This window comes from Corticicoccus populi (assembly GCF_042686195.1).
GTDB classification, from domain to species: Bacteria; Bacillota; Bacilli; order Staphylococcales; family Salinicoccaceae; genus Corticicoccus; species Corticicoccus populi.
Window position 1 is genome coordinate 1 of sequence record NZ_JBHUOQ010000005.1, and the last position, 18,669, is coordinate 18,669.

Genomic DNA, 18,669 nt, shown 5'->3' on the forward strand with positions numbered 1-18,669 from the left:
TTTATTGGAATTAACGTTGACATATTGTCATTCAGTTTTCAATGTGCTTCGTTTTGTGTTGCTTTTCTATCTTACAAGAATCTCGAAATCTTTTCAAGTGTTAGTTTTACACTTTGTAGATTTTCTTGAATTTCTCGTGAGCCGTTTTTCGCGACTCCTAAAATATTAAAGCATCTCATTTTCGATTGCAAGAGTTAATTTTACACCCTCGTAATTCGTTTTGTTCAGTCGTTTTTGCGACTCTTAATATGTTACTCTACAGCAAGTTGTTTTGCAAGAGTTATTTTTACACTCTTCAACTTATTTTCAAGCAGCAGTTCTGAGTTGTTCAAAACGACCCTTACAACTTTAAAGCAATTAGTCGAGACTATCAAGTACCACTTTTACACTTTATAAGTTGTTTTAATTTCCTGAATGCCGCCTGTTTTTTGCGACTTTTATATAATAGCAAGTTCTATTCATAACGTCAATAAGAAATATACTATTTTTTAATTTCCTGACGGGACTTAAAGTTGTCACTAAGTCTTAAATAATAAACTACTATATATATGTTATTATGAATATATATTTTCTTAAGGTGGCTTAATAATGAAAAAAACGAATAAAATCAAGCGCATCAGAGGATACGCACTCGCCTTAATATTTGCAGGTATGATTATTATGTATCTCGGTGTGTTCTTCAGGGAAACGCCCTGGCTCTTCGGATTATTTATCTTCATCGGCTTCATCCCGATGATATTGAGCTTTGTTATTTATTTCTGGGTGGGTCTTGTAAGCACCAGAACAATTACTGTCCAATGTCCCAACTGTGAAAACTATACTAAGATTCTGGGTAAGGTTGATTACTGTCAAATATGTAAGGAGCCTCTAACAATTGATAAAGACCTGGAAGGTGAAGCTTTCAATATTGATTACAATGTTGATCACCGTCTCGAAAAATTTAAAGAAGAGAAAGAATCAGAAGAAAAAAATTAATCCAGAGTCTATCAAAGGTCTTCCTCATTAAAAAATCCGCCGGCTTGTATATCAAACAAGCCGGCGGATTTTTTTATTTATCAGCACAATCCGGACNATGATGACTTACATTATAATCGGTGACAGCTCCAGCAAGCTGCTCTACTTCATCCAAACCGGGGTAATGGAAATCTGTTATCTTACCGCAATTACTGCAGATGATATGGTAATGTGTATCTGTTATAAAATCGAATCTACTTGCAGAATCTCCATATGTGAGTTCCTTGACTAGTCCCGTATCTTTAAATAATTTCAAATTATTATAAACAGTTGCTACGCTCATATTAGGGTAGTCATCAACCAAAGCCCTAAAAATATCATCAGCAGTCGGATGTTCTTCTGTATGAATCATATACTGGAGTACTGCTTTACGCTGCGGTGTAATTCTTACACCGGTTTGTTTCAAAGCCTCCAATGATTCATCAAAAATTTTGCTGGCATCAATCATCTTCATACCGATACCTTCTTTCTATTAATAGACTACTGTATTAACTATATTGTACTGAATAATTAAATTAAATGTCAAATTAGTTTTTAATCATTCTTAATAACCTTTGTCATGGGATACTTGATTAATCATTTCAGCACCCTCATCAAGCGCCTTAAGATTCTCTGTAAAAATGCTGAATGCCCGCTCAAGGTACTGATCTGTTTTAGATGAAGCGTGCGGTGTAATCGTTATATTACCGAGTTGATAAAAAGGATGATCCTCTGGAAGAGGCTCTGTGTTAAAGACATCCAGAATCATGTGGCTGATATACTGATTGCGCAGTACTTCGATAATTTCTTCATCAGACATGATATTTCCCCTGCCGATATTAATAAACACACTTGTATCTTTCATCTTTTTAAAATGTCCGGCTGTCAGAAGGTACTCTGTTTCCTTTGTTCCGGGAAGTATGTTAATCAAAATATCCGCCTGATGAATCGTCTCTTTCAGATTACTGAGCGGATAAGTTTCCTGAAACGGCGCCACTTCCCGGCCGTTTGTATTATATCCAGCTGTTTTAAGACCGAGTACATTAAATACTTCCGCAAGACGGGTTCCGATACTACCAGTACCAAGGATATGCACTTCTTTACCGTAGATTTCTTCGGTTTTAGCATTTTTACGCCAAAACTTATTTTCCTGGTCCTTATTTAATTGAGTAAAGTTTTTATAATGATTCAATAGCAACCCTAGCGTATACTCCGTCATTTGAATACGGTGAATACCTGTCGCATTTGTTACAGGAACATGCTTCAATTCATTCAAAGGTACATCATCGACCCCTGCACTCATGACCATTAACCATTTTAATTTTTTAAACGCCAGAACATCCTGGGAAGTAATATCTCCGCCGTAAGTTACATAAACTTCCGCTTCTTCCCTGTCTGCATCGGTCATATCTTTTCTGCTGACATATTTAAAATCCCAGCGGGGAAAATCTGCCTTCAGTGTATTAAGCATATCTTCTTTTAATCTGACACTTGAAAGTATCCTTCCCATTCAGCCCACCTCGTTCAGGAATTCTTTCACATCATTGATATGTTCTTTTGCTTTTACATTATCAAACCGCTTCAGTATATTGCTGTCTTTGTCTACTATAAAAGTAGTTCTGACAATCCCCATTGATTCTTTTCCGAAAACCTTCTTCAACTTGTAAACATCGAGTTCACCTGACAGTTTAAAGTCTTCATCAACGAGTAAATCAAAATTCAGGTTCTGCTTTTCAATAAAGTTCTGATGTTTTCTTTTTGAATCCCCGCTTACACCATATACAGTCACATTTAATGAATTTAAATCATCCATATTATCTCTTAAATCGCATGCCTGTGTCGTACAGCCCGGTGTATTATCTTTCGGATAAAAATATATAATCGTCACTCCGTCTAAATCTTTATTGGTGATGACTGTACCATTCTGATTTTCAAGTGCAAATTCCGGAAATTTTTCCATCTTACATCCTCCTGATTATTTCTGATAATTTAAATGATACATAACTCCCGTCCTACGCTCAAGTACATCGTGCTTTTCTTAAATATAATGGTGAATTATGTTATTATGTGTAGTGACTAAATTTAAGAATTAAAGGATGAAAAAGATGTACAATCATGATAAGTCAAAAGAACTTCAATCAAAAGCAGATGATGTAATTTTAGGCGGGGTTAATTCACCTTCCCGCTCTTATAAAGCGGTCGGCGGCGGTGCGCCTGTTGTCATTAACCGGGGAGAAGGCGCTTATTTATATGATGTTGATGATAACCGCTACATTGACTACCTCGCAGCATACGGTCCCGTGATTACAGGACACAGCCACCCGCGTATACATGAGGCCATTGTAGAACAGAGCAGCCGCGGAATTTTATACGGCGCACCAACAGCACTGGAAATTCAATTTGCAGAAAAAATTAAGGCTGCCGTTCCTTCATTAGAACGGGTCCGTTTCGTGAATTCCGGCACAGAAGCTGTAATGACCACCATCCGTGTCGCGCGCGGATATACAAAGCGTAACAAAATCATCAAGTTTGAAGGCTGCTATCACGGACATTCCGACCTCGTCCTTGTGGCTGCAGGGAGCGGCCCTTCCCAGCTCGGCACACCTGACTCTGCCGGAGTGCCTAAAGGTGTTGCAGAAGATGTCATTACTGTTCCCTTCAATGACATCGACAGTTTAAAAGAAGCCATCTCACACTTTGGTGACGAAATTGCTGCTGTACTTGTTGAACCGATTGTCGGAAACTTCGGTATTGTTGAACCACATGAAGGATTCCTTGAGGCAGTAAATGAAGTTGCACATGAAAATAATTCCCTTGTTATTTATGATGAAGTGATCACTGCCTTTAGATTTTCATACGGTGGTGCCCAAAATATGCTTGGTGTCACTCCGGATTTGACTGCTATGGGTAAAATCATCGGCGGCGGTACACCAATCGGTGCTTATGGCGGACGCCTCGATATTATGGAAGGTGTTGCACCGCTCGGTCCGACTTATCAGGCCGGGACAATGGCCGGCAACCCTTTATCCATGGCTGCCGGAATTGCTTGTCTTGAAATTCTTGAGAAACCCGGTGTTTATCAGGAACTGGAACGACTCGGTAAAATGCTCGAAGACGGTTTGCTCAAATTAATCAAACAGTATAATATTAAAGCAAACATTAATCGTCTTGTCGGCGCACTGACCATTTATTTCACAGATGAAAAAGTGGATAACTACAAACTTGCGGAGGCGACCGACGGCGAAGCATTCAGCAAATTCTTCAATGGTTTAATCAACCGCGGTGTTATGATTGCACCGTCAAAATATGAAGCCTGGTTCTTAACTACTGAGCATACGGCGGAAGATATTGAAGAAACCTTGAATATAGTTGAAGATGTGTTTAAAAATGACTTTTAGGAGATGGTTCAATGCGTCTCGGTGCTAGAGTGTTTAAAACCGGTATTACTGTAGTATTAACATTGCTTTTGACCCATCTCATCGGTCTCGGACCAAGTATTATCGCCGGCATCGCATCTGTATTTGCACTGCAGCCGAATGTTCACCGTTCATTGATGACCACTTGGAATCAGTGCCGCGGGAATACTCTCGGCGCAATTGCTGCAATTATCATGGCGATTCTCTTCGGTAATAATGTACTGATTATCGGATTGACCGTTGTACTCGTGCTTTCAACACTTTTATTTTTTAAACTTCAAAGTGTGTCCACCCTTGCCGTTGTCACTGTGATTGCAATTATGGATGCACCCCAGCTTACAGAGGTCAACGCAACAACGATTGACTTTCTGGAATCTGCCGGTATTCGTTTTTCATTAGTAATGATCGGGGTGCTTTCCTCACTAATTGTGAACCTGGTCTTTATTCCGCCTAAATATGAAACAAAGCTTTACCATAACTGTTTTAATATCACGAGTGATATATTCAAATGGATTCGTCTGGAGCTCAGCTCCATCAGCGAATACCAGATTGTTAAAAACGACATCGAATCTCTTAGAAGCCGTGTCATCACTCTTGAAACAATGTATTTATGGTATAAAGAAGAGAAAAACTATTTTAGACGTGGATACTTTAGGGAAGCACGCAGAAAAATATTATTCAAACATCTTACTTCTTCAACCAGGCGGTCATTTGAACTTTTAAGAAAAATGAACCGTTTTGAAAATGATTTTGTACATCTGGATGAAGACTACAAACAAAGAATTCGGTTTGAACTTGAACAGCTGATGACCTTCCATGAGCAGATTTTCATGAAAGTCACTCAGAAAATTAGACCTGATGTAGATATTGAATTGTATGATTCAGGAGAATATGACACTTCACTGCTCGATGAGTTTAATGAATTATACAACAAGGCTGAGACAGAAGATGAAAAGCTGCAGTATACAAATATTGTTCAGCTGCTGGCTTCGATTTATGAATACTCATCTTCACTTGATCGACTGAACCGTCTGGCAAGCAGTTTCTTCAAATATCACGCAGAACAAAATAAAATTAACATTCAGGATGAAACCCTGGATATATAAAAAAGCATTGTCAGAATATCTGACAATGCTTTTTTATTTCCACCCGTAATCTTCAGCAGGTCTGCCTTTAAACCGGCTGACGTTCGGATTGCCTTCAACTATGAAACGATACAGATAATCCACTGCCTCTTCCTTTGAATCAATACCAATTCTTTTCGTAGGCAAAATATTTTTCGGCGTTTTACCTGCTCTAATGCTGAAAACATTATTATTCAATGTCATACCGTTATGATCAATACGGTTGATGCCGATAGACTGAGTCAGCTTTCCCGGGCCGTCAGTTAAATGGGTATCACGCCCCCGCCGCTTCTTCATGATATCGATGCCAATGCTCGGTTCAATACCCCGGATTAATATTCCTTCCGGTGTTTCTTCCGATTCACCGGTTAAAATATTCATACAGTGGTGCCCGTGCATCGAATACACATATATATGACCGTATGTGCGGTACATCATTTCATTCTTTTTTGTCTTTTTACCACCGTATGTGTGTGATGCTTTATCATTCAATCCCAGATACGCTTCAACCTCTGTAATATAGCCGCCTGTCGTCACACCATCAATATGGGTGATTATTTCCATACCAAGCAGCTGTTTTGCAGCAGCAGCAGTGTCCGTTTTCAAAAATGAAAAATCGACTGAATTCATATTTCCACCTACAAATCCTGAATGCTGTATAAATTATGGTACCTGCCGTGTGCTTTCATTAACTCTTGGTGAGTTCCTGATTCAACGACTTCTCCATTATTCATCACATATATTTTATCTGCATGCGTCACTGTAGACAAACGGTGTGCAACAATCAATGTTGTTCTTTCTTCTGACAGTTCAAGCAAAGTATCCTGAATAATGTGTTCACTTTCAAGGTCCAGCGCACTCGTTGCCTCATCCAATATCAGTATTGGAGGATTTTTCAGAAATACACGTGCAATTGCGATACGCTGTTTCTGCCCGCCTGACAATTTAACACCGCGCTCCCCTACCTGAGTTTCATATCCTTCTTCTAGATCGGTAATAAAATCATGCGCATTCGCACGTTTTGCTGCGGTCACAACCTCATCAAACGATGCTCCCGGTTTCGCCAGCATAATATTTTCCAGTATCGAGTCGGAGAACAGTATATTATCCTGCATCACTATTCCAATGTTATTTCTCAGTGATTCAACTGTATAGTCTTTAAGATTGGAACCGTCAAGTGTGATTTCACCACTGGTAACGTCATAGAACCTCGGGATTAAATTGACCAACGTTGATTTACCTCCGCCGCTCATACCGACAAACGCAACAGTTTCACCGCTGTTAATATCCAGATTGATATTTTGGAGTACAGTTTCTGAATTTTCCTTATAGCTGAAACCAACTTGATTAAACCGGATATTTCCTTTTGCTTTGCCGAGCGGTTCTGCACCTTCACTGTCTGTCACATCATATTTTTCATCAAATAAATAAAATACACGGTCCATTGATGCGATACTCTGTGTCAGTTGTGTTGAAGAGGAAACCAGACGTCTCAAAGGACCATACAAGAGATCAAGATAGGCAATGAAAGCAGCCAGCGTTCCAACAGTTAAATTTCCTTGTATCACCTGATACGCACCAAAACCAATAACGATTAACGGCCCGACATCAGTAATCGTATTGACTACTGAAAAGCTTCTTGCCGTCCATCTGGCATGTGTTGTCGCTTTTTCCAGAAAGTTTTTATTGGATTTATTAAAACGGGTTTCCTCATTTTTCTCTACAGCAAAACTTTTTACGACATTAATGCCCTGTATTCTCTCATGCAGGAATCCTTGAACTTCTGCAAGTGCCTGCGAACGGCGTCTCGTAAACATACGCAGTCTGCCGAAGAAAAACCAGACACTGAATATATAGAACGGAAAAATAATGATGGAATACATTGTGAGCCGCGGATTTAAAGTAAACATAATCGTTAAAGCAATAAATATTGTCACTAAATCAAGCCATATATTCATCAGACCGGTCATAATAAAGTCTTTTGTCTGTTCAACATCATTAATTACTCTCGAAATAATTTCTCCAACCTTATTATTGGAGTAGAATTTCGCACTCAACATCTGTAAATGTCCGTAAAGTTTTTTTCTGATATCATATAAAATTTTGTTGCTTGTGCCCTGGGCCAGATACTGTCTGAAATACTCAACCGGCGGCCGGATGATGAGAAATATAAAAGCAAATACCAGCATAATCTGCACCAGCATTGTAATCCTTTCATCCGCTGCGAGCCCTTCAGGCATGATAATATCATCGATTGTATGTCTTATCAGCAACGGTATAAGTAAAGGAATACCGAATTTCAAAATACCGATAAAAATCGTTAACATAATCAGCCATTTATACGGCTTAACGAATTTTAAATACCTTCTTATCAAAAATATATCCTCCTAACAATTTTAAAACCAATCAACAATATTTGTTGATTGGTTAATATGACTTAAAATCACTGTTGAAACGATGATGCCAGACTTTAATAAAATCCGGTGCAAACGGACCTTTCTTATGCTCGATCCACTGCTGTAATATATCTACATTCTGCTTCAAAATCAAATCAATATCCTCAGGATAATTCATTCGATTTTTATGTAACTTATACTCATCTTCATCCAACAAGTGATATTTCCCATCCGGATAGACCTTAATATCCAAATCATAATCGATGTACTTCAAACCCTCTTCATCTGAAACAAACGGTGATGACAGATTACAATAGTAATACACACCGTCTTCTCTGAACATACAGATGACATTGAACCAGTAATCCGCATGAAAATAAACAATCGCAGGTTCTCTTGTCACCCATGTCCGTCCGTCGCTTTCAGTCACTAGTGTACGATTGTTTCCACCGATAATGACATGATTTGTACCTTTCAGGATGGTTGTCTCGCTCCAGACACGATGGATACTTCCATCATGTTTGTAACTTTGGATTTTCACCTTGCTACCTTCTTTTGGTATGGATTCAATCCCCATATTCCACCCCACCTTTTTTATAATCCTCTCATATTATAGCACAGGAATATCCATTTTACAGTTCAGGCAACTTATACTTCAATCAGATTAAACAGCTTCTGCATCGCCTTACTCATTGGGAGTTCTCTCACTTGTTTCAGCGGAACAAAATTTTCGTGCGGTGAGAAAGTATATAAAATATATGCTTCCATATACCAGACCTTATGTGTAAACACATGCTTCTCACTGCCTGCATGAATGTTCGGCTGATCCAGTGAAAGATTCAAGTCCTCTTCAATATTTTCAATTGAAGTATCCACATCATATTTCGGAAATTCATACATTCCTTTCAACAGATTATCCTCCTGTTTACTCAGCAGCACTTCATTCTTATCATTCAGTATAAAAAAGATATTATACGATTCTTCTTTTTTTCTTTTCGCCTTTTTCTTCACCGGGAAATCAAACACTGAATGACTGCTGTATGCTTCACAGTGTTCCTGGACAGGACAGATTACACATTTCGGTGCACGCGGTGTACACGTTGTTGCTCCAAGCTCCATCAAAGCCTGATTAAAGTCACCTGCTTCCAGAGGAATCAGCGTCTCAATTTCTTCTTTTATCGATTTCTGTACACTTGCTTTAGTCACATCCCGGGCGTCCTGATTCAATCTTGACATCACACGAAGAACATTGCCGTCGACTGCCGCCAGTGCATGATTAAATGCGATACTTTGAACAGCACCGCCGATATACGGTCCGACACCCTTCAGTTCAAAAAATTTGTCCGGCTGATCCGGAACTTTCGCATCGTACTTGGAACTTACCTCTTTAACAGCCGCTTGGAAATTTCTAATTCTATTATAGTATCCAAGTCCTTCCCAGTCTTTTAAAAGTGCTTCTTCATCAGCATCGGCTAAATCTGTTAAAAGTGGATACTTCGTTATAAATTTTTTATAATAGGGTATAACAGTAATGACTTGAGTCTGTTGAAGCATGACTTCGCTCAGCCAGATTTTGTATGGATCAGTTGTCTCTCTCCAGGGAAGAGATCTTTTATTTGATTGATACCATTCAAGTAAGTTATTATTAAAATCGTTCTTTTTAAACATATCATCGTTCCTTATATAAAATTACTTTCAGGAGGGCAGAGCTATGGACACTTTAACACATACATTAATGGGCGGGACACTTGTCGGCCTTGCAACGATTGATCCGACATTTGACGCACTGTCGGTCGGCTTTGTCACTGTTGCTGTCGGCGCATCGTTGATTCCCGATATCGATACTGTGATGAAAATGAAAAACAATGCAGTATATATTACCCATCACCGCGGAATTACGCATTCTCTGCCCTTCACATTTTTAATATGGCCGCTTTTAATTACGCTGCTCGGCGGTTTGATATTTGATCTGCCGTTTATGAATACGTATCTGTGGGTCCAGCTCGCTGTATTCCTGCATGTGTTTGTAGATATTTTTAATTCATACGGCACCCAGGCACTCCGGCCGCTGAATCACACATGGATTCAACTCGGGGTCATCAATACCATAGACGTCCCGATTATCGTTATGCATGCCTTATTCTTCATACTATGGTTCTTCGGCTTCAATCCGGTGACTTTATTTATCATTCTATATGTCACACTCTTTGTCTATTATACCGCAAGATTTATAATGCAGAGATATTTGGAGAAGAAAGTTGAGCAGCAGCTGCCTGAAGAATATATCAAAAGAGTCTTCTGCCTGCCGACCATTCACTTTTTCGAATGGCGCGTGGTCGTTGTGGCACAAAATTCATACTATGTCGGACGCAGTTTCAGAGGAAACATCATATTTTATGACCGTTTTAATATCGAAGAAAAAATGCCCGATGCACTGTATAACAGTATCAGGGAAGACCTGAATTTCAAAGCTTTTACTTTCTTCTCTTCCATCTACCGTTATGAAACAAAAAATATCAGTGAGCACATGATTGAAGTACGCTACATTGATTTAAGGTATTTAAAAGAGGGCCACTACCCATTTGTCTGCATTTTAAATGTAGACAAATATACAAATGAAATTATCCACAGCTATACCGGCTGGGTATTTACCGAAAATAAACTCCAGCAGAAGCTGATGAATAATTAAACGACAGGATACTTAATCCTGTCGTTTTTTATTGAAATTATAAATATTAAACTTCATCTTCTCATAGAATTTAAATATCCATAAGTAAATGACCGCTATTTGTGTAAAAAACAGTACATCATGCGGCAGCCTGTTTACATTCCAGGAAATCCCGGCTGTATTTAACTGCAGACCGTTCACAATGTAATAGAACGGATTCAGACTGAGTATATCATTAAACAAATTCGGCAGGTTTTCAGGGAGATAAATAATCGGTACTGATATGATCAGTACTGCAAACACTGCCATATTTACTCTGTCATTCGGATTTCCGAATATTAAATACAACAGAGTAAAGGGAATAATTAAAAGAACGCCCACTACTACATAGTACAACAGCGAAAATATATTCATCTGCCAAAAGCCAATAACCAGTGATGCTGTACTGACAGTGATAGAAAGCATCAATACAAATACAAATGTCTGGAACAGCACTGCAGGCATCATCCGGTAAAATATCGGCATGTAATTCACTTTTACAATAGAATCCTTATAAAATGCCGTATTGCGGTTCAATACCACCATGCTGAATAACCAGACCACTGTATTTAAACCTATTACAATATATAAATAACGCATGGAGTCAGAGTCATTCAGTGTAAACAACCCAATACTTAAAAACAACAGACTGATCAAATATAACAGCAGCGGAGTTAAGTTATGCATCTTAAAATGACTCATCTGATAATAAAAATGCTTGATTAAGTACTTCATATTAAAGTTCATAACATCCCCCTACCTGTTAATATACGTCCACAGCTTATTTGGACGATCCAGTATCATATATCCGTCGGGCAGCCTGAATATCTGGACATCTGATGTCAGATTAAAATCATTATACAGTTCCTCAAGATCGACTGCAGTCGTTGTAATCGACAGAACATAACCATTTCTAAGGTGGTAACTGATAGGCAGACCTGACAGTGATACCTGGTATTCATTTGAAGAAGAAATCGTGAAGTTATTAATAATCTCTTCTTCACTGCGGTTTAAAAACATTGTGTAATACAAATAACTGTCTCCAAAGCTCGGATTCGTATACGGTATTAATTCTTCCAGCGTCGTTTCAGGATATAAACTTGCCGGATTAAAGTAAATCATATCGTCCTCCGGCACATCAAACGTTTCATCATTAAATTCAACAGTGTATGTCCCGTCATCATTTGTACCGACCACATCAAGCAGTGTCATGTTGGGTATTTCCGTACCTCCGATTGACATACTGTCTCCCTGAACAAGTCCATACGCCAGACGGTCGGTATCTTCTGATGTATCTACTATACTGACATCCCCGCCTGTATCTGCGCCTGTACCTGTAAAATCAACTTCCATAAATACAACAAGTGATGCCATCGCCATAATAAAAAACAGTACTAGTGACACAATGATACGCCGTACATTCAATCCGTCAATCACTGAAGTCTGTGTCATATTCAGCCGCTTCAAATCATACTTATACCTGGCATATTCCGATATATTCTGCTTCCAGTCCAAATCAAACAATGCCTCTTCATCAACATTTTTAATCTGACTTTTCACCCTTAAATATTCCTGATACCGGCTGACACCCTTTTGAACACTGCCGTCATACCTCACCTGACCGTAACTCAGCCACAGAAAATAATTCGCACTTTCCTTAATGGCTTGAACGTCACTATCAAGAAGCAATATACCTTTTTCCGCCGCTTCATGACTCCGGACCACTTCTTTGAAACGCGGATAATCTGCTTCAGTCAGATGGTGGTAGATGTTGCAGAGAACAATAATTTCAAAATCCTCTATCTTCAATGACACTTCAAGCAGAATTAAAGCGAGCTCTCTTCTTGAGAGACTCTTGACCGGTGTATTCCAGTTTTTTCGGATATAGCTGTACTCTTTTAACAGCTGAAGTGTTTCATTAATCTGCTGCGGGGACAAGTATTCGTCCAGAAGCTCATTTAAAAACAAATTCAAATGATGTGGATTCTGCACATGATCCATTACATCGAGTGATAAAACCGGACGTTCCGCTTTTACCCTGCCCGTCTTAGCACGAATTGTACCGCTGACAATCTCTTTAATATAATAAAGTGTTTCATATGTAGACAAAATCCCCAGCACTTCGCCCTTATAAAGAGTAAAGGAAACATCTTTTAAGAGAAGCTCATCATCCCGGTCAAGCATCCGGTCTTTGATGGATTCTCTTTCTTTTGCATAAGATAAATTTTGTCCTCTTAATAAAATGATATCCTGCATTGCTTATCCTTTCCGGCCTAATTGAAGCATACTCACAGGAATTCCGGTTTCACTGTCCGTACCTCCAATAAAAAACCCCCACGCGAAAATACCTTTCAAGTGTTCCACCTTAAAATACTGCTCCTCATTACCGATGACTTTATATATTTTGCCTGCTTCAATCTGTGACAAATCAATCAAGTAACTTTCTGCTATCAGCACCTGTCTTTCAAGTACACGGTACTCATTTTCAATTCCCATCATCTCGGCTTTCCGCATCTTTTCTCTTTTATCACCGATATAATACTCAATTTCTCTTCTAGTCATCATGTTCAAAGATTTCATCTTCAATTCCGCCTATCTTTTCCTCAATCAATTGATAATTATAACCTTTTCTGAGTAAACTTTGAATCAATTTACTTTTTAATTTCCAGCCGCTTTCACGAGTCCGGTATTTATTATAATATTTCTCAAAATCTTTCTCAAAAAAAGAAGTATCATCAAAATCATCATTGAAGTCAATCAATTCAAAATGGTGGTTCATATACCCCTTCACCATCATTTTTTCTTTAAGTTTCATCTGGAACTGCCTGTAAGCACCTTTGTACTTCTTCAGTTCTTTATCTTTTATTTTGTTCATCCGGTCCGCATCAATTGAATCATCAAAATCACGCACTGCCTCATCAATTAAAAACTGATTCAACCGGTGTTTCTTCAACTCCCTCTGGAGGAGACCCGGCCCTTTCAGTGTGGTGTTAAGCATCGTATTTTTTAACGCCTCTGCATACCTCTTGTCATCAATATAACCCTCCTGCATCAGACGGTCAACGGTATGTGCAGCAACCTGTTCCATAAAATCTCCATCTAATAAATACTGCTCTACTTCGTATTTTGAACGGAGTTTATAACTGATATACTTCAACGCTTTAATATATGCTTCATCGTAACTGATACCTTCCATTATTTCATCTAATTCATCTTCATCCAGTTCACGGCCGGATATCAGACGGTATCTTACGACGGACTCTTCATGCGCCCGGAATTTTTGTCCGTCACTCAAATGAACGATAAACATCTGTTTTTTTGCTGCTTCAACTTTTTGAATCTTCATATCATCACCCCGGAAAGTAAATCCATTTAAAAAGAGAGGATAATACTATCCTCTCCATTATCTCTATAAAATTTAAAATTATATTCTTCTGTTCAATGCTTCCTCAGGTGTATCCACTTCAACTGAAGATTTGCTTGGCAACGCTTTTTGCAGAAAATAGCCAAGTACACCGGCGAAAGTAAGAATGACAAACATAAATGCCAGGAAGATTAAACCCATCATTCCAAAACTCATAACGCTTCCCCCTCTAATAGACTTTACATATTAATCATATTTTATCATAAATAAAGTGAATTGTTGAGTGCTTTTTAGAATGCCCAGTTCCCATCTTTAAAGATCTGTGTTTCTTCTCCGTCCTTTGAAACACCATAAATATTCAGAGCTTTCGAACCAATCATAAAATCAACATGGGTAATGGAATCATTCAGCCCTGCTGCTTCAAGCTCCTCACGGGACATCTCTTTTCCGCCTTCGACTGAAAAAGCATATGCACTTCCTAAAGCAATATGACATGAAGCATTTTCATCAAACAGCGTATTATAGAATAAAATGCCTGTATTTGAAATCGGTGAGTCATCCGGCACTAATGCCACTTCACCTAAGTGTTTTGCACCATCATCCGTTTCAAGAATGTTTTTCAGGATGTCATAACCCTCTCCTGCTTCATAATCAACGACTTTCCCATTTTCAAATGTCAATTTGAAATCATCAATAATATTGCCGCCGTAGCTTAACGGCAGTGTATTCGACACGTATCCGTTCACGCCGGTTTTCTTAGGTGCAGTAAATACTTCCTCAGTCGGCATATTTGCCATGAATGAATCGCCTTCATCATTATTACTGGATGCCCCGGCCCAGATGTGACCATCAGGCAGTTCCATAGTGAAGTTTGTTCCAGGTGACTCATATCTCAATGCTTCAAACTGCTTCCCGTTTAAATAATCCACTTTCTCATGAAGTGTTTTATCATGTTTTTCCCATGCCTCAACAGGATTTTCCTGATCCGCACGGACAGTATACAGAATTAAATCCAAAAGTGCCTCTAATGCCTCTTCTTCAGATTTATCAGGATAAACCAGTTTTGCCCATTCTTTAGAAGGGTAACCGGCAACACACCAGCTGTGGTAATCCGACTGGATTCTCTCTGAGAAATCTTTAAATGCTTTCCCTTGTGCAATTTGCATTTTTTGAAGTTTTTCAGATTCAATACCTTTTAAAAGTTCCGGAGATGACGATGTGATACTTAAAAATCCTGCACGTTCGTCTGAATAGAACATTCTTTCATCAACAGCCCACTGATGTACGTTTGAAAGTTCATCCGCTGATTGATTTTCAACATGAAGTCTTGTCAAAGCATCATCGCTGATATTGACCTTTACTTCTTTTGCACCTGCACTGTATGCTTTTTCCGTCACCAGTCTGACAAGCGGCAGCGCATCGGAAGATGTTCGGATAAATACTCTCCCGTCAGGCTGCACATTAAGACCGACTTCAACTAATAGTGATGCATACTGTTCCAGTTTCTGATTTAATTCACTCATGATTTTTCCCCTTTACTTTCTAAGTTTAGACAGTTCTTCTATAATTGCACTTTGTTCTCTCGGCGTAATATCTCCTCTGGCTGTCACCATCTTATAGAATTCCGTAATTTCCTCCAGATATTCATCATTGAAATCCTCCGGACGCAACAGTCCTTTGTTCACTACATTCAAACGTTCTTCAATCGCCTCTAACATCTCAGTTTTATTCATACTTTCTCTTCCCTTCAATACCGTCAATATATGTACATAAATAATATAACAAATATGATTGATATTTAAAAATTAAATATTTAAATATATAATGATGTATATAAGTTTAGATTTGTTTTAAAATGGTTATATCATGTTATAAGGACAATCGAGAGGAGATTTTTTATGAAGAACAAACTTATCCCTGCTATTTTAATTGGTGCCGGTATCGGGGCTGCACTCAGTTTAATTGATAAGAGTACACGTGATTCTGTGCTTCAAGGGGGAAAAGACATTCAGTATTATGCAACACACCCTGATGAAATTAAAAACAAACTTCAGACGCAGTCAAACGAGCCGTCTAAATTTGACCAGATTAAAGATGAAATTCTCTTCTGGAAAGAAACAATTGAAGAAATCCGTAAAAATAATCCAGAACTTGAACAATCGATTATCAATGCAAAAAATACACTTGCAGAACTCCGCGAACAGAAGAATTCATAATATGTTGTTAAAAGGACTAGCTTCTGACTAGTCCTTTTCTGCTAAATAAGGAGGATGAAAATGGCGAAAAAAACATCAAATCAATCAAAATACCTGAGTCAGATCAATAAAGAATCTGATGAACAGAAGCATAAACTCTTCAATAAAGATGATGTTTTTGTTGAGGACATGGAATTTAAATCCAAAACACCGAATAAAGAAAATCAGACACTTTATGTATCCAAAATCAATAAACCTGCACCACTGATCGATAACCCGAACTTTTTTCAAAAGTTAATGTTCAGATTCGGCAAAGATAATACATCCGGGATGGCAGCGCAGCTCGCTTATTACTTCTTACTTGCAATTTTCCCGCTGCTCATATTCCTGTTGACGCTTCTGCCGTTGTTTCAAATTGATCAGGAATCTTTGACCGGAATGATCAGAGACTACATTCCATCTGATATTGCCGGAACACTCGAAGGAATTATTACGGATGTTATGGCGTCATCAAACGGCGGTCTGTTATCTTTTGGTTTAATTGCCACCCTGTGGTCGGCATCGAATGGTATGACTGCACTGATGAACGCATTTAATGTTGCCTATGATGTTGAAGATAACCGAAACTTTCTTGTCGCAAAAGGTCTTTCATTAGTATTTACAGTCATTTTGGCATTATCTGTGTTATTGACATTTGTACTGGTGGTATTCGGCGGCCAAATTGGTACACTGCTGTTTGATACTATCGGACTCGGTTCTGAATTTGAGACACTATGGAGCCTTGTGAGAAATGTTCTTCCTGTTATTTTAGTATTCGTTGTATTCTCGGTGATGTATTTAACTGCACCAAATATTAAACTGGATATTAAATCTATCCTTCCGGGTGCTGTGTTTACCACAGTCATGTTCCTTGTTGCATCCTGGGGATTCAGCTTTTACGTTTCAAACTTCGGTAATTACTCTGCCACTTACGGGAGTCTTGCCGGTGCAATTATTTTAGTCTTTTGGTTATATATCACTGGTGTTATTATTATATTAGGCGCGCAGATTAATGCGATTATGCACGTCAAACATGTCGTTAATCAAGAGGATGAAGAATAATGGAATTATTATATGAATTACTGGAGTACAACAAAAAATTTGTAGAAACTAAAGAATACGAGAATTACATTGTTGAAAAATCTCCGAAGAAAAAAATGGTACTCGTTTCATGTATGGACACAAGACTGACTGAAATGTCCTTTAAATCTTTAGGGCTGAAAAGCGGCGACATCAAACACATTCAAAATGCCGGTGCGGTTATTTCACATCCTTACGGCAGTACTATACGCAGTATTCTCGTTGCTGTATACATGCTTGGTGTAGATGAAGTTGTCATTATGGGACACCATGACTGCGGATTCGGTGCCCTGCAGCCTGAGCCGATGCTTGAAGAGATGAAATCACGCGGCATCAAAGATGAAACACTGAATACACTGAGACATGCCGGTATTGATATTGATAACTGGCTGAAAGGTTTCAACAGTGTAGAAGAAAGTGTTACTGAAGGCGTGAATACTGTTAAAACTCATCCGCTTCTCACAAAAGATGTACCGGTTCACGGACTTGTAATCAACCCGGATAACGGGAAAGTTGATTTAATCGTTGACGGTTATAAAAACTAAATGAGTAACTAAAAAGCAGTAAGGGCCAAGGTCCTTACTGCTTTTTCTTTAATCTTCAATTTTTGTAATTAACTTCGGTCCATCTTCAGTTACTATAATCGTATGCTCTTTTTGTGCAACGTAGCTCTTATCCTTTGTTTCAAATGCCCATTCATCTTTACCGTCGGTAACAAATGTTGCTTTTGAAGAGATAAACGGTTCAACCGCAATCACCATGCCTTCTTTCAGCAGCTGATGATCTGTAGGATCAAAATAGCTCATGATATGCTGCGGTTCATCATGAAGACTTTTCCCGACGCCGTGACCTGTTAAATTTTTAATCACTTTCAATCCGTTTTTACGGGCTGTACTGTTAACTGCACGGCCAATCTGACTGACTTTTGAGCCCGGCTTAATTTTTTTCAGAGCCGCTTCAAAAGCCATCTCACAAACATCGATTACTTTTTCTTTTAACGGATCATCATTTTCCCCGGCAATGAATGAAATACCTGTATCCGCAAAATAACCATTCTTTTTCGCTGATACATCAATATTGACAATATCTCCGTCATTGATTTTACGCGGTCCCGGAATACCGTGCGCTACTTCTTCATTAATACTGATGCAAGTATAACCGGGGAAGTCATACTCACTGCTTGGTGCACTCTCTGCACCATATTCTTTAAGCAGACGTCCGCCCTCTTCATCAATTTCTTTAGTTGTCATGCCGACTTCCGTATAATCAACCAGTTTTTTTAAAACCAGACCGCATATCTGTCCGATTTCTTCGAGCGCCTTTAGTTCTTCTTCTGTTTTAATGATCATGGAATA

22 protein-coding genes are annotated in these 18,669 nt (G+C 38.7%); 7 read left to right on the top strand and 15 right to left on the bottom strand.

The genetic code is table 11. The features are described from left to right. The first annotated feature begins 588 nt into the window (after positions 1-588). Complete coding sequence (locus ACFSX4_RS12540) at positions 589-975, top strand: DUF2614 family zinc ribbon-containing protein (RefSeq protein ID WP_377775415.1); 387 nt, start codon at positions 589-591, stop codon at positions 973-975. A 73-nt stretch (positions 976-1,048) separates the two neighbouring features. Here ACFSX4_RS12540 and ACFSX4_RS12545 read toward each other — a convergent pair whose 3' ends face one another. The 3 genes from ACFSX4_RS12545 to bcp form a co-directional block, all read right to left on the bottom strand. Further along, complete coding sequence (locus ACFSX4_RS12545; protein WP_377775417.1) at positions 1,049-1,468, bottom strand: Fur family transcriptional regulator; 420 nt, start codon at positions 1,466-1,468, stop codon at positions 1,049-1,051. Between the two features lie 90 nt (positions 1,469-1,558). After that, positions 1,559-2,503, bottom strand: coding sequence for an NAD(P)-dependent oxidoreductase (locus ACFSX4_RS12550; RefSeq protein WP_377775419.1), 945 nt, complete (start codon positions 2,501-2,503; stop codon positions 1,559-1,561). After that, the gene (gene bcp / locus ACFSX4_RS12555) at positions 2,504-2,953 is read right to left on the bottom strand and encodes a thioredoxin-dependent thiol peroxidase (RefSeq protein WP_377775421.1); all 450 of its coding nucleotides are present in this window, start codon (positions 2,951-2,953) and stop codon (positions 2,504-2,506) included. A 145-nt stretch (positions 2,954-3,098) separates the two neighbouring features. Here bcp and ACFSX4_RS12560 point away from each other — a divergent pair, with 145 nt between their 5' ends. Beyond that, positions 3,099-4,391, top strand: a complete 1,293-nt coding sequence (locus ACFSX4_RS12560) for a glutamate-1-semialdehyde 2,1-aminomutase (protein ID WP_377775423.1) — start codon at positions 3,099-3,101, stop codon at positions 4,389-4,391. 11 nt (positions 4,392-4,402) lie between these two features. Then, complete coding sequence (locus ACFSX4_RS12565) at positions 4,403-5,515, top strand: FUSC family protein (protein WP_377775425.1); 1,113 nt, start codon at positions 4,403-4,405, stop codon at positions 5,513-5,515. 33 nt (positions 5,516-5,548) lie between these two features. On the opposite strand, the gene ACFSX4_RS12570 is transcribed toward ACFSX4_RS12565, so the two are convergent. The 4 genes from ACFSX4_RS12570 to mutY all read right to left on the bottom strand — a co-directional run bounded on the left by ACFSX4_RS12570 (position 5,549) and on the right by mutY (position 9,597). After that, positions 5,549-6,163, bottom strand: a complete 615-nt coding sequence (locus ACFSX4_RS12570) for a DNA-3-methyladenine glycosylase (RefSeq protein ID WP_377775427.1) — start codon at positions 6,161-6,163, stop codon at positions 5,549-5,551. A gap of 8 nt (positions 6,164-6,171) precedes the next feature. After that, the gene (locus tag ACFSX4_RS12575) at positions 6,172-7,908 is read right to left on the bottom strand and encodes an ABC transporter ATP-binding protein (protein ID WP_377775429.1); all 1,737 of its coding nucleotides are present in this window, start codon (positions 7,906-7,908) and stop codon (positions 6,172-6,174) included. Between the two features lie 52 nt (positions 7,909-7,960). Continuing rightward, positions 7,961-8,506, bottom strand: coding sequence for a nucleoside tri-diphosphate phosphatase (ntdP, locus tag ACFSX4_RS12580; RefSeq protein WP_377775431.1), 546 nt, complete (start codon positions 8,504-8,506; stop codon positions 7,961-7,963). Between the two features lie 71 nt (positions 8,507-8,577). After that, the gene (gene mutY, locus ACFSX4_RS12585; protein WP_377775433.1) at positions 8,578-9,597 is read right to left on the bottom strand and encodes an A/G-specific adenine glycosylase; all 1,020 of its coding nucleotides are present in this window, start codon (positions 9,595-9,597) and stop codon (positions 8,578-8,580) included. Between the two features lie 43 nt (positions 9,598-9,640). Here mutY and ACFSX4_RS12590 point away from each other — a divergent pair, with 43 nt between their 5' ends. Beyond that, on the top strand, positions 9,641-10,618 hold the full coding sequence (locus ACFSX4_RS12590; protein WP_377775435.1) for a metal-dependent hydrolase: 978 nt from the start codon (positions 9,641-9,643) through the stop codon (positions 10,616-10,618). Positions 10,619-10,630: 12 nt separating this feature from the next. Here ACFSX4_RS12590 and ACFSX4_RS12595 read toward each other — a convergent pair whose 3' ends face one another. From ACFSX4_RS12595 to ACFSX4_RS12625, 7 genes are all read right to left on the bottom strand, one after another. Next, the gene (locus tag ACFSX4_RS12595) at positions 10,631-11,383 is read right to left on the bottom strand and encodes a hypothetical protein (RefSeq protein WP_377775437.1); all 753 of its coding nucleotides are present in this window, start codon (positions 11,381-11,383) and stop codon (positions 10,631-10,633) included. Between the two features lie 9 nt (positions 11,384-11,392). After that, on the bottom strand, positions 11,393-12,892 hold the full coding sequence (locus ACFSX4_RS12600) for a hypothetical protein (protein WP_377775439.1): 1,500 nt from the start codon (positions 12,890-12,892) through the stop codon (positions 11,393-11,395). A 3-nt stretch (positions 12,893-12,895) separates the two neighbouring features. Next, a complete protein-coding gene (locus ACFSX4_RS12605; protein WP_377775441.1) occupies positions 12,896-13,222 on the bottom strand; it encodes a YfhH family protein in 327 nt (108 codons plus the stop codon). After that, positions 13,191-13,982, bottom strand: a complete 792-nt coding sequence (locus tag ACFSX4_RS12610; protein WP_377775443.1) for a RecX family transcriptional regulator — start codon at positions 13,980-13,982, stop codon at positions 13,191-13,193. The genes ACFSX4_RS12605 and ACFSX4_RS12610 overlap by 32 nt, the downstream gene beginning before the upstream one ends. Positions 13,983-14,060: 78 nt before the next feature. Next, entirely contained in the window at positions 14,061-14,216 is a 156-nt protein-coding gene (locus ACFSX4_RS12615; protein WP_377775445.1) for a hypothetical protein, read from the bottom strand. 74 nt (positions 14,217-14,290) lie between these two features. Further along, a complete protein-coding gene (locus ACFSX4_RS12620) occupies positions 14,291-15,523 on the bottom strand; it encodes an aminopeptidase (RefSeq protein ID WP_377775447.1) in 1,233 nt (410 codons plus the stop codon). A gap of 12 nt (positions 15,524-15,535) precedes the next feature. Further along, entirely contained in the window at positions 15,536-15,733 is a 198-nt protein-coding gene (locus ACFSX4_RS12625) for a DUF1128 family protein (RefSeq protein ID WP_377775449.1), read from the bottom strand. Positions 15,734-15,898: 165 nt separating this feature from the next. On the opposite strand from ACFSX4_RS12625, the gene ACFSX4_RS12630 reads away from it, so the two are divergent. Genes ACFSX4_RS12630 through ACFSX4_RS12640 form a run of 3 tightly spaced genes read left to right on the top strand, consistent with a single transcriptional unit; the run spans position 15,899 to position 17,859 of the window. After that, positions 15,899-16,216 (top strand): YtxH domain-containing protein, encoded by a 318-nt coding sequence (locus tag ACFSX4_RS12630; RefSeq protein ID WP_377775451.1) that lies wholly within the window; start codon positions 15,899-15,901, stop codon positions 16,214-16,216. Between the two features lie 60 nt (positions 16,217-16,276). Continuing rightward, on the top strand, positions 16,277-17,296 hold the full coding sequence (locus ACFSX4_RS12635) for a YihY/virulence factor BrkB family protein (protein WP_377775453.1): 1,020 nt from the start codon (positions 16,277-16,279) through the stop codon (positions 17,294-17,296). After that, complete coding sequence (locus ACFSX4_RS12640) at positions 17,296-17,859, top strand: beta-class carbonic anhydrase (protein WP_377775455.1); 564 nt, start codon at positions 17,296-17,298, stop codon at positions 17,857-17,859. The genes ACFSX4_RS12635 and ACFSX4_RS12640 overlap by 1 nt, the downstream gene beginning before the upstream one ends. A 48-nt stretch (positions 17,860-17,907) precedes the next feature. Here the strand turns inward: ACFSX4_RS12640 and map are convergent, their stop codons facing one another. Further along, on the bottom strand, positions 17,908-18,663 hold the full coding sequence (map, locus tag ACFSX4_RS12645; protein ID WP_377775457.1) for a type I methionyl aminopeptidase: 756 nt from the start codon (positions 18,661-18,663) through the stop codon (positions 17,908-17,910). Between the last annotated feature and the right edge of the window lie 6 nt (positions 18,664-18,669).